Raw genomic sequence first — 12,697 nt, 5'->3', positions numbered from 1 at the left:
ACAACCCCCCTTTTCCTAAGACTGTTCTTCATCTATATTTAGAGGGCTGGTTCACCAGCTATGGTAATAAATGGACGGTGAAATAAACCTATTGGACCCGGGGGCGGTACCCGGCGCCTCCACCAAAATATAAGAAACCAAAATTATATTTTGGTGGGGGCGAAATAGGATCGACAAGGGTGTAAAGATCGCTCTTTTACTCGGCATTGTACCACCGTTATCGGGCTAAATGAGTAGTTGCAAATGACAACTATGCGGAAGCACGTCTCGCCGCTTAAGGTGGTGTGAATGTTTCAATTTAAGTCTTAAACCGTCGCAGGTTTAAGCGGGGTTCGGAGGCACCTGGCAACAGAAGCCTTCACTTTTTTAAATGTTGTTGATTGATCTTTCAGACATTATCAGACATTATTTACCATAGAGTTTCGTATTTATTCGATTTATTGAGGTGCATCGTAGAAAAAATCTGCTAATTTAAAATATATTCTGTCACACAATATCAATACGCCCCATTCTGCTACGTGAAATAAAAGGAATAAACTTCGATGGTTAAAGATCAAATCCGTTACGATATTCTCGTTCAGGATGCGCTTCGTGGAGTTATCCGTAAAGTTTTATCGGAAGTTGCCAAAGCAGGTCTTCCGGGAAATCATCATTTTTTTATAACTTTTTTGACAAATGCCCCAGGCGTTAAAATTTCTCCTCGGCTAAAAAATCGCTATCCTGAGCAAATGACAATCGTCTTACAACATCAATTTAGAGATCTCAGTGTTTCAGAAACAGCTTTCGAAGTAACCCTCTCTTTCAGGGAAATAACCGAAAAGCTCGTGATTCCTTTTACTTCCATTCAGGTCTTTTATGATCCTGTAGCAGCATTTGAAGCAGCATTTGATCTGCCCTCAAATCTGACCTCTGGAGAAAGTGAAAATTCAGAAAATACCTCAACTACGCCTATTACCTTATCAAACAAACAAAAAAAAGAAAATACGCTTACAAAAGAACAAAATCTCAGTACAAATAAAGAACCTTCAAATAACGATGCAAAACAAAATCAAAGTGCTGATGTTGTCTCTTTAGATTCCTTTCGGAAAAAATAATTTTTCTCATGACTGAATTGATTAATCTTCGCCAATTTCGAAAACAAAAAAAACGTACAGAAAAATCTCTTTGTGCTGAGCAAAATCGTTATCGTTTTGGACGAACAAAAACTGAAAAAAATTTTGAGCAGCAAAAATCTTTAAAAATGCAAAAATTTCTTGATCAAAATCGTTTGCGAAACGACGAATAAAGGTGGAAAAATGCACGAAAATAATTCTATCGATTGGTCAAAAGTCATTCCACGAAAGATATCTGTTCGCGTTGATGGACACGCAACAAGCGTCTCTTTAGAACCACCATTTTTAGATATTCTAAAAGATATAGCCCGCAAAAAAGGACAATCTTTAGCCTTTATTATTACCGATATTGATAGCAAAAGACCACAACAAGTAAATCTTTCGGCTTCGTTACGCGTTTATGCCCTTCAAAGCGTTCTCACCCAAAGCCTTTAATGGTTGTGCTTATTTTTTTACGTTCTCTTTCTGTCTGTTCAACTGAAACTGTTGTGACTTTTTAAGAGAAGTTTTTTTAATCTAGAACTTCAATAAAAAAAAGACTACAAAAGAGAGATAATGAGTAATTTTTCTGATCATACCATACCTTTCTTTGAAGAAGATTCCCCTCCAGACCATGATAAGAAGAGCTCTGGTTTTTTCTCCCATACTCTAAAAGAACAAAAATCATATAACACAGACTATTTAGAACAACTCAATCCAGAACAGCAACAAGCTGTTATGAATACTGATGGACCTCTTTTAGTTCTTGCAGGTGCTGGTACAGGAAAAACACGCGTTTTAACAACCCGTATTTCTCACATTTTACGCTCTGGACTTGCCTCTCCTCAGCAAATACTTGCTGTCACTTTCACCAACAAAGCAGCCCGTGAAATGAAAATACGTATTGGTGAACTTATTGGAGAAGTTGTTGAAGGTATGCCTTGGCTTGGAACCTTTCATTCCACTGGAGCTAAAATTTTACGCCGTCACGCAGAGCTTGTTGATTTAAAAAGAAACTTTACAATTCTCGATAGCGATGATGTTCTTCGACTTTTAAAACAACTTATTCAAGCTGAAGGATTAGACGATAAGCGTTGGCCCGCACGAAACCTTGCCATGATGATTGATTCTTGGAAAAATCAAGGACTTTCACCAACACATATCTCAAAAAGTGATGCTCATTCCTTTGGTAACGGCATGGGACGTGAACTTTATCACAGTTATCAAAATCGATTAAAAGATCTTAATGCTTGTGATTTTGGTGACCTTCTACTTCATTCTATCTCTATCTTCCAACATAATCCAGATATCCTTCGCGAATATCATTCTCAATTTCGTTATATTCTTGTCGATGAATATCAAGATACAAATACAGCACAATATCTTTGGCTTCGCCTTTTGGCCCAACATCCTCAAGGTCAACATGTTAATCTTTGTTGTGTTGGCGATGATGATCAATCCATTTATGGATGGCGTGGTGCAAAAGTCGAAAACATATTACGTTTTGAAAAAGATTTTCCTTCTGCTAAAATTATTCGTCTAGAACGCAATTATCGCTCAACATCTCATATTCTTAAAACCGCCTCCCATCTCATTGCTCATAATGAAGAAAGACTGGGAAAAGTCCTTTTTTCTGCTCAAATAAAGAGTGAGGAAGAAAAGGTAAAAATTCATTCAGCATGGGATTCGGCAGAAGAAGCACGAGCAATCGGAGAAGAAATCGAACGCGCACAACAAACCGGTCATGCATTAAATCATATGGCTATATTGGTACGCGCATCATTTCAAATGCGTGAATTTGAAGATCGCTTTGTAACACTTGGCCTTAATTATCGCGTCATTGGTGGTCCTCGTTTTTATGAGCGAATGGAAATACGTGATGCCATGGCTTATTTACGCGTTGTTGTCCAACCTACTGATGATTTAGCTTTTGAGCGTGTTATTAATACACCCAAACGCGGCATAGGAGATGCAACCCTGCGCATTCTTTATGAGAGTGCACGTGCACGTGCTGTTCCTCTCTTTTCTGCTGCCGCAGACATCATTGAAACAGATGAATTAAAGCCTAAGGCACGCAGTGCGTTACGAAGCCTCATTGAAAACTTCCGCCGCTGGCAAAATATGCTTCAAGACACTCCTCATAGAGAACTTGCCGAGATCGTCCTTGATGATTCTGGTTATACAACCATGTGGTTAGAAGATCGCTCACCAGAGGCTCCTACAAGACTAGAAAATCTTAAAGAAATGATTCGTTCCATGGAACAATTTGAAAATCTTCAAAGTTTTTTGGAACATGTTGCACTCGTTATGGAAACGGAAAATAATGAAAATATGGATGCAGTCAACATCATGACACTTCATTCAGCCAAAGGACTTGAATTTGAAACAGTTTTTCTTCCAGGTTGGGAAGAAGGACTCTTTCCCCACCAGCGCTCATTAGATGAAGGTGGACGTTCAGGATTAGAAGAAGAACGGCGTCTTGCTTACGTAGGTCTAACAAGAGCAAAAAAACATTTGCATATATGGTTTGTATCGAATCGAAGAATTCATGGACTTTGGCAACCTGCTCTTCCCTCCCGTTTTCTAGATGAATTACCAGCAGAACATATAGAAGTTGTAGAAATGGAAACATCCTATGGTGGTTATGGAAAATCTTCCTTTCAATATCACGATTCTTTTTATAATGACTATGCAACACCAAGACAAAAGCGTGCACAAAAAAACAAGAATATTGAAGGGAAAGTTATCTCTCAATCAATCTCTCATGTACCATCAGATTTTTCTGTCAATGATCGGATTTTTCACATAAAATTTGGTTATGGTCATATTACAGCAATAGACGATCATAAATTGACAATAATGTTCGAAAAAGCCGGAGAAAAGCGTGTACTAGACAATTTTGTAAACAAAGCTTAATTACAAGCAAACCATGATCCGTTTTTCCAAGAGATCATTTTGTTTTATTCTGACTATCATTTCCATTTACGAACAAAGGCTTCAATGGGCAGATTTTGCATATCAGGCAATGCGTCGTGAATTTTATCAAGTGGCCAATCCCACCAAGCCATATCTAAAAGGCATTCTATCACATGATTGGGAAAACGCATCCGCAATCGCTTAGCAGGCACCCCAACGACAATCGTATAAGGCATAACATCTTTCGTTATAACAGCGTTCGCGCCAATGATAGCGCCATGACCAATTGTCACTCCAGGCATAATAACCGCACCATGTCCAATCCACACATCATGCCCAATAATAACACGTTTTGCACAACGCCTTTCACGAAAACCACTATCTAATGCCATATAACGAAAATATTCGTTTGGACGATAGGTTATTTTATGCGTTGAAACGCGCTCCATAGGATGCTCCAACGCATTCATCCGTACATGAGATGCAATAGAACAAAAACGCCCAATATCGCTATAAATAGCCTCACTATTACGCTCTAAATAAGAAAAATCTCCAACGGTTACATCCCGTAAAATCACCCGCTCATTAATTTCCACATAGCGCCCTAATTTACAACCATACAGCCGCGCTGTCGTATGGATACGAGGTTCACTTTCATGAAATCGAAGATCTTTCTCAATATTCATACATCTTTCACCAATGTTTTATCAATAGATATGGAAAGACATACCAATCAAGCCAATAAAATCAACCATGAAACAAACATTGCAAAACAAACCTGCCGATGTTACAATTTCTCGATCTATCTAAGAGAGTCAAACTATGAAAAATGTAATACGCATCTTGGGGCTGACAATCATATTTCTTGCAGGTGTTTTTATTTATGATACGCTGACAAATAAGCCTTTAGGTGATAACTTTACTCTCACTGATTCTAATGGAAAAAATATTACTGAGGCTGATGTTCGAAGCAAGCCTTCAATAATTTTTTTCGGCTTCACTATGTGTCCTGAAAGCTGCCCTACCACACTGATGAATCTTGATCGATGGCTTACAGCCCTTGGGCCTGAAGCTGATAAATTAGGTATATGGTTTGTGACTGTTGATCCTGAACGTGACACACCAAAAGTACTCCATGATTATCTCAGTAATTTTAACAATAAAATTGTTGGCATTAGTGGAGATCCTGATAAAGTTCATAAAATGGTCAATTCTTTCAACATCGTTGCTGAAAAAGTCCCTGAAACAGATGGAAACTATACATATAACCATACAGCAGCAATTTTTTTACTCAAAAAAGGTGGAAAATTAGCTGGCGTTATTCGTTATGACACGAAAGAAAGCGATAGCGAATTAAAAGATGAAATCGCCATTGAACGGTTAAAAAAACTCATCTTAAACTAAAAAAAGCCGATCAAAAGAAAGAACAGCATGTCGCAACAAATTCGCCTCTATTATACTGCTTCTAAAAATGAAGCAGAACGGTTCTATACCCTTATAGAAACAGCCTTTGACGAAGAAGGTTATCCTCTTGCTCTTACAGAGATAGATGAACAAAATGCTGTATATGAGCTTTCTCTATATGTCGATCAAGACAATCAAGAGAACGCATTAAAACATTTTGCAAGCGTTCTCTCTATAGATTTTGATAAAATTAATATGGAAGTTTTACCCAACATTGATTGGGTACAAAAAAGCCTAGAAGGACTAAAACCTGTGCAAGCTGGTCCTTTTTTCCTTCATGGAAGTCACAACCGAAACGCCATTCCAGCAAATGTTCTCCCTATTGAAATTGAAGCTAATCAAGCTTTTGGCACCGGACATCATGGAACAACAGCCGGTTGTTTAGAAATGATTGCCAAAGTCATGAAACACGAAAATCCAAAAAATGCCCTTGATCTTGGTACTGGGAGCGGTGTACTAGCCATTGGCATAGCAATGCTCAAACCCATTACTGTGCTTGCGTCCGATATTGACCCAATTGCTGTTCAAGTTGCACAACACAATATCGAATTCAATGGTGTCAAGGAATATATTACAGCTATTACAGCAACAGATTTTTCCCATGATGCAATTGCATCACGAACCCCTTTTGATCTCATCGTTGCCAATATCCTTGCTAATCCGCTTATTGAACTTGCGCAAGAAGTGGTAACGGCACTTCAAAAAGGGGGATCACTTATACTCTCTGGAATTCTTGAAGAACAACATGCCCATGTTTTGGAGACTTATATAAAACAAGGACTGAAGCATATCGAAACATACCACCGGCAAGGATGGGTTACGATACACCTGAAATAAAATAAAAGAAAAGGACGTCGTTATGTATCAATCTTTTGAGGCGACAACAAATCCTGCTTATGCAGCAGAACGCATTTCTTGCCTTCGTAAAGAACTCGATCACCTTGGACTCGATGGTTTTCTTGTTCCGCGGTGCGATGAACACCAAGGAGAGTATGTCCCTCCTCATGCTCAACGCCTTAGCTGGTTAACCGGCTTTACTGGATCAGCTGGGATTGCACTGATTTTAAAAAACAAAGCCATCATATTTACAGATGGGCGATATAAGCTCCAAGTTCGCCAACAAACTGATCCTGATATTTTTAATTATGAAGATCTCATAACTTGTCCTCCCTCACAATGGCTTGAAAAAAATGGTCAAAAACTTTCTATTGGCTTTGATCCATGGCTCCACACGATTGCTGCCACCGATGCATTAAAAAACGCATTAGAAATGAAAGCAGGTGGAAAACTTGTAGAAGTTCAACATAATCCCATTGATCTGCTCTGGCATGATCAACCAAAATTACCACAATCTGCCTTATCAATTCACCCTCTCAAATATGCTGGGTGCGATACAGATGAAAAACTCGCTTTGATTTACAAAGATATACAGCAAACTCATGCAAATGCTTTTATTTTTACAGACCCCTCTTCCATTGCATGGACATTCAATATACGGGGCAATGATGTTTCCAACACGCCTTTTTCCCTTTGTTTTGCTCTCATTCCACTTAACAAAACACCAGCCTTATTCATTGACAACAAAAAACTTGGTGTAGAACAGAAACAATATCTGGAACGTTATGCAAAATTATATGAACCAGAACAGCTTATTCCCAAGATCAAAGAGTATGTTCAAAAAGGGACAGTGTTTGCCTTAGATCCACAGCTAACATGCGAAAAATTACGAACTGTTATTGAAGAAAAAAATAGCTCTTTTATCACACTTACCGATCCTGCTGCTCTACCACGTGCCATTAAAAATGACACAGAACTCAATGGCGCACGCAAAGCGCATCTACGCGATGGTGTTGCCCTAACCCGTTTTTTTTCTTGGTTAGATAAACAAATACCAGGGTCAATAAGTGAAATTTCTGCTGCTCAAAAATTAGAAGAATTTCGCATAAATACAGCAAAAGAAATGGGAGAAAAACTTGAAGATCTTTCTTTTGATACAATCTCCGCAACAGGAGAAAATGGTGCCATTATTCATTATCGTGTAACAACGCAAACAAATAAACAACTCAAAGCCGGTGAACTTTACCTCGTTGATTCAGGTGGACAATATCGTGATGGCACGACTGATGTCACACGTACAGTAGCAATTGGGAATATTGGAGAAGAAGAAAAACGCTGTTTCACTCTTGTTCTCAAGGGCATGATTACTCTTTCAACTGCTTGCTTTCCCAAAAGAACCCGTGGACAAGACCTTGATGCTCTTGCACGCATTGCATTGTGGAAAGCTGGTTTTGATTATGCCCATGGCACCGGTCATGGTGTTGGATCTTATCTTTCTGTCCATGAAGGACCGCAAAATATTTCTCGCAAAGGGTGCCAAGAACTCATCTCCGGTATGATTCTTTCAAACGAGCCAGGCTATTACCGCGAAGGCGCTTTTGGTATCCGTCTTGAAAATTTGATGATTGTGAAACCAGCACAAAAAATTGATGGTGGAGATATAGAAATGCTCTCGTTCGAAACACTCACACATTGCCCCATTGATCGACGGTTAATCCTTCCAGAGCTTTTGACACAAGAAGAACGGCAATGGCTCAATGATTACCATGCGCGCGTTTATCAGATGAATGCACCTTACTTAAATGAAGAAGATAAAAAATGGGCAAAAGAAGCAACAATGCCCCTTTAAATGAAGCAACCTATAACTTTTACCCTTTCTACAAAACACTACACCCTTCTCTTTTAAAGAGAGAAGTGCGAATTTACCATCAGCAAACACAAAAAATGCTTCTATGAAATACTTCAAGTTTTTTTGCCGATACGGCAAAAGCCTTCCAAAATTGAAACAGAACGGGATACACTCGCAAAAGATAATGCTTATCAATTATCCTCCACCATCTCCACATGAGTTATAGCCTTATTCTGCTATATAGAAATTTTCATTATATTTTGTAACCCTCCGCGTCGCATTTCTAAAACGCCCATTATAACCAACTTATTACGTCGTTTAGATTCAAAAATTCTGCATATTTATTTACAATTTTTACCTTGCTTCACAATGATAATTTATAAATTTTACTAATAATAACCTTGTATATTCTTCATCATAATAGTTTAAGTTTAATATTTAAGTTCAACGTTAATTATTTTAAATAACGTAATAAATATTAAAATATATGGCGCTCTGTTTTTGCAAAAAATAGCCCCTTTATCTCCTTTTTGATTCCAGCTCCCCCAAATGTAAGAGAGATAACCACACAAACAGCATATGCATCTTCTAGAAAACATCCTCTAAACATTATGTTTCTCAATCAGCTGTAGCCAAGCCTCTTCATCGATAACCTCAACACCTAATTCTTCAGCTTTAGCCAATTTGGAGCCCGCTCCAGGTCCTGCAACAAGAAGATCTGTTTTTTTAGAAAGTGAACCAGATGTTTTAGCCCCTAATCGCTCTGCCAATGCTTTTGCTTCATCGCGTGACATATGCGCCAAAGTTCCTGTAAAAACAATGATCTTCTCCGCTATTGGTGAAGAATCTGCTATGATAGGCTCCTCATCAAGAGGAGTTACTTCTTCAAGCAAAACAGATAAAATCTCACGGTTATGCTCTTCTTGATAAAAATCAACAATTGCGCTCCCTACCTGTGGTCCAATTCCTTCGATATTGGTAAGCTCTATCCAAGCCTCATTTCCTTCTTCATTTTCCTTATCACATGGCATAAATGCTTCCATAGCCGCAGTCTCAAAAGCTGTATAATTTTTATAAGCACGTGCAAGGCGGCGTGCATTCACTTCGCCAACATGACGAATCCCCAATGCAAACAAAAAACGGCTCAAAGGAATTTCTCGGCGCGCATTAATGGCATCATACAATTTTCGCACTGAAACAGTACCAAAACCTTCCATATTTTCCAAACGTATCAAAGACTTTTCTTGGCGCCGTTGTAAAGTAAAAATATCGGCTGGTGTATGAATACAAAGCGCCTCATCTTGAGCATAGAAAAAAAACTCTACCTGTTTTTTACCCAAGCCCTCAATATCAAAAGCATTGCGTGAAACAAAATGACGAATACGTTCAATTGCTTGTGCCGGACAAATAAGCCCCCCTGTACAGCGACGCACGGCTTCTCCCACTTCACGAACAGCATGACTCCCACAAGCTGGGCACAAATGAGGAAAAATAAAAACAGCAGCATCTTTCGGGCGTTTTTCAATGATAACATCAATAACTTGAGGGATCACATCACCAGCACGTTGTACAATCACGCTATCGCCTACACGGATATCACGTCCTTCACGAATGGGCTCTCCTTTATGACCAATTCCCTTAATATAATCCTCATTATGCAAACTAGCATTGGTCACCACCACTCCACCAACAGTAATAGGCGTAAGGCGTGCAACAGGTGTCAAAGCTCCCGTGCGACCAACTTGAATGTCAATATCTTCCAAAAGCGCTATCGCTTTTTCTGCTGGAAATTTATGGGCGATAGCCCAACGCGGCGAACGAGAAACAAACCCCAAGCGCTTTTGGAGCATCAAATCATTAACCTTATAAACAATACCATCAATATCATAGCTTAAAGAATGACGGCATTCTTCGATATCGTGATAATAGCAAATAATATCTTCTACTGTCTTAAAAACTTTTGTTAATGGATTGATAACAAAGCCATACTCTTTTAGCTTTTTCATCATCTCCATTTGACTTTCTGCCAATATTTCACTCACCTCACCACAAGCATAAGCAAAAAATTGAAGTTTTCTGCTAGCAGTTATCCGTGAATCAAGCTGACGGAGAGAACCAGCCGCCGCATTTCGAGGATTGGCAAAGGTTAACTTGCCCTTCTCTTGTTGGCTGATATTTAGTGCTTGGAAATCTTCCCGCCCCATATAAACTTCACCACGCACCTCAATGATATCAGGAAAATCACCTTGCAAAACTTGTGGAATATCAGCAATTGTTCGGGCATTTGCCGTCACATTTTCACCGACAGTTCCATCCCCACGCGTTGCCGCACGCACAAGCTGCCCCTTTTCGTAGCGCAAAGACAAAGATAAACCATCAATTTTTGGCTCCGCTGTTATTTCCAACACTTGTGTTTCTGGAAGCCGTAAAAAACGACGAATACGCTCAACAAATTCAGTAACATCTTCAGAGCTAAACGCATTATCAAGTGAAAGCATAGGCTGTGCATGAACAGATTTTTCAAATTTTTCAGAAATTGGTGCTCCAATTTTATGTGAAGGAGAATCAATACGTATAAGTTCTGGAAAAAGAGCTTCAATTTCTGCATTACGACGACGTAAAGCATCATATTCTGCATCAGAAATTTCAGGCTGATCATCACGATTATAAAGCACATCATGACGTGCAATCTCTTTTGCCAACCACTCTAATTCACGTTCTGCTTCAACAGCTGTGAGATTTTTATCTGCATCTTTGTTCATAAAATCTATTCCAAATTACAAGCGCTGCCACAAGGGCCTCCCACGCCTCCTCATCAAGTGAATCTCAATAAATATAAGCTTTCTAGTATTTTTATCGCTGACTAATTACCTTTATGCGAGAAGCTTTTGAGCCGCTGCACGCGCTTCTTCAGTAATCTGTTCTCCAGCCAACATACGGGCAATTTCTTCTGCACGCTCATGTTCTTTCATTTTATGAATCGCAGTAACAAAGCGTCCTTTATCATGACTCTCAATTTTTGAAATAAGAAAATGACCATGCGCTTTCGATGCAACCTGTGGAGCATGCGTAATAGCGAAAACTTGGACATGTTCTGATAAGCGTTGCAACCGTTGCCCAATAGCCGCTGCAACAGCCCCCCCAACGCCTGTATCAATTTCATCAAAAATCAGCGTCGGTGCTGATCCTCGATCAGATAAAACAACTTTTAATGCCAGCAAAAAACGGGATAATTCACCGCCAGAAGCCACACTAAGCATCGGCCCAGCACGTGTTCCAGGATTTGTCCGCACCCAATATTCAATACGATCACATCCCTCTGCACTCCGCTTTTCCATATCACTTTGCATTTCAACAATAAATTCAGCCCTCTCTAACTTCAATGCCGGCAACTCAGCCATAACACTTTCAGATAAATGCTTTGCTGTCTCCCGACGCTTTATTGTTAAGGCTTGCGCCAATGTATCATAATTTTTCTTTGCCTGCTCTGCCTCATCTTCAAAACATGTCAATATAGTCTGAGCCTCTTCAAAATCAGCGAGTTCTGCGTCCATTTTATCGCGTAACTGAATCAATTCATCCGCAGAAACTTGATATTTACGAGCAAAACCCCGAAGAGAAAAAAGACGCTCTTCTATCCGTTCCAATTCATCAGGTTCAAAATCTAATGCTCGTATTGCCGTCTCAATACCTTCTTGTGCTGTTGCAAGTGCATGCAATGCCTCATCAATAGATTTCACCACTGGTGCAATAAGTTCTTGCGCCTCAGGAATTTTCCGCTCCAAACGCCTCACCAAATTAGAAAGCACTGGGATTGGTGATTTTTGACCCGTTAAAAGATCATCCGCTTCTTTAATATCTGTCGCTATTTTTTCTAATTTAAGCATATCAGCACGACGAAGAGAAAGAGCTTCCTCTTCACCAACTTTAAAATCAAGCTTTTCAAGCTCTTCTACACACGCACGAAGATAATCAACCTCCCGTACAGCACTCTCTACTTTAAGACGCTGCCGTTGCAAACGCTCCTCAAATTCACGCCATGTGTGATAACACTGACGCAAATTTTCCACTTCATCTTCAAGACCACCAAAGGCATCTAATAATTGGCGATGTGTAGCAACATCAACAAGCGCACGATCATCATGTTGTCCATGGATTTCAACCAGCAAACGGCCAACACTCCGCATCAATGCAACACTAGACACCTGATCATTGATAAAAACACGGCTACGTCCATCACTTGATTGCACACGTCGTAAAATAATATCACCCTCATCATCAAGACCATTCTCACGAATAAGTTGACGTGCAGGATGTGAAACAGACACATCAAAAACAGCTGTGACCTGCCCGCGGTCAGCCCCATGACGCACAAGCGAAGCATCACCCCGCCCCCCTAGAGCAAGTGATAAAGCATCAAGGAGAATAGACTTCCCCGCACCCGTTTCTCCAGTTAAAACCGTCAACCCCGCTGTAAAATGAATATCGAGCGTTTCGATCAAAACAATATTATGAATCGAAAGCTGTACCAACATAGAGA

10 protein-coding genes and 1 other RNA gene are annotated in these 12,697 nt (G+C 39.7%); 8 read left to right on the top strand and 3 right to left on the bottom strand.

The window, feature by feature from the left end:
- The first annotated feature begins 6 nt into the window (after window positions 1-6).
- From ssrA to ACFINR_RS04665, 5 genes are all read left to right on the top strand, one after another.
- Window positions 7-363: a transfer-messenger RNA gene (gene ssrA, locus ACFINR_RS04685) on the top strand.
- Window positions 364-542: 179 nt separating this feature from the next.
- The gene (locus ACFINR_RS04680; RefSeq protein WP_375612012.1) at window positions 543-1,094 is read left to right on the top strand and encodes an SspB family protein; all 552 of its coding nucleotides are present in this window, start codon (window positions 543-545) and stop codon (window positions 1,092-1,094) included.
- Between the two features lie 8 nt (window positions 1,095-1,102).
- Window positions 1,103-1,285: a DUF4169 family protein gene (locus ACFINR_RS04675; RefSeq protein ID WP_375612011.1), complete on the top strand. Its 183-nt coding sequence runs from the start codon at window positions 1,103-1,105 to the stop codon at window positions 1,283-1,285.
- Between the two features lie 10 nt (window positions 1,286-1,295).
- Entirely contained in the window at window positions 1,296-1,547 is a 252-nt protein-coding gene (locus ACFINR_RS04670; protein WP_375612010.1) for a ribbon-helix-helix domain-containing protein, read from the top strand.
- 120 nt (window positions 1,548-1,667) lie between these two features.
- Window positions 1,668-4,007: an ATP-dependent helicase gene (locus ACFINR_RS04665; RefSeq protein WP_375652753.1), complete on the top strand. Its 2,340-nt coding sequence runs from the start codon at window positions 1,668-1,670 to the stop codon at window positions 4,005-4,007.
- Between the two features lie 56 nt (window positions 4,008-4,063).
- Here ACFINR_RS04665 and ACFINR_RS04660 read toward each other — a convergent pair whose 3' ends face one another.
- Entirely contained in the window at window positions 4,064-4,693 is a 630-nt protein-coding gene (locus ACFINR_RS04660; RefSeq protein WP_375652750.1) for a DapH/DapD/GlmU-related protein, read from the bottom strand.
- Between the two features lie 136 nt (window positions 4,694-4,829).
- Between ACFINR_RS04660 and ACFINR_RS04655 the strand changes: the two genes are divergently transcribed.
- From ACFINR_RS04655 to ACFINR_RS04645, 3 genes are read left to right on the top strand one after another with little or no spacing between them, the layout of a single operon-like run.
- Entirely contained in the window at window positions 4,830-5,411 is a 582-nt protein-coding gene (locus tag ACFINR_RS04655; protein ID WP_375628847.1) for an SCO family protein, read from the top strand.
- 27 nt (window positions 5,412-5,438) lie between these two features.
- On the top strand, window positions 5,439-6,308 hold the full coding sequence (locus ACFINR_RS04650) for a 50S ribosomal protein L11 methyltransferase (RefSeq protein ID WP_375632340.1): 870 nt from the start codon (window positions 5,439-5,441) through the stop codon (window positions 6,306-6,308).
- 22 nt (window positions 6,309-6,330) lie between these two features.
- Window positions 6,331-8,157, top strand: a complete 1,827-nt coding sequence (locus tag ACFINR_RS04645; RefSeq protein ID WP_375652745.1) for an aminopeptidase P family protein — start codon at window positions 6,331-6,333, stop codon at window positions 8,155-8,157.
- Between the two features lie 602 nt (window positions 8,158-8,759).
- Here ACFINR_RS04645 and ligA read toward each other — a convergent pair.
- Together ligA and recN are read right to left on the bottom strand one after the other, a co-directional pair.
- Window positions 8,760-10,919, bottom strand: coding sequence for an NAD-dependent DNA ligase LigA (ligA, locus tag ACFINR_RS04640; protein ID WP_375652741.1), 2,160 nt, complete (start codon window positions 10,917-10,919; stop codon window positions 8,760-8,762).
- Between the two features lie 111 nt (window positions 10,920-11,030).
- Window positions 11,031-12,692, bottom strand: a complete 1,662-nt coding sequence (gene recN / locus ACFINR_RS04635) for a DNA repair protein RecN (RefSeq protein WP_375652737.1) — start codon at window positions 12,690-12,692, stop codon at window positions 11,031-11,033.
- Window positions 12,693-12,697 lie beyond the last annotated feature (5 nt).

Source organism: Bartonella sp. AP19HLJMH (assembly GCF_042196245.1).
In the GTDB taxonomy this organism is placed as follows: domain Bacteria; phylum Pseudomonadota; class Alphaproteobacteria; order Rhizobiales; family Rhizobiaceae; genus Bartonella.
Note: the sequence above shows the minus strand (reverse complement) of the source record. Positions and strands in the feature narration are given on the sequence as shown.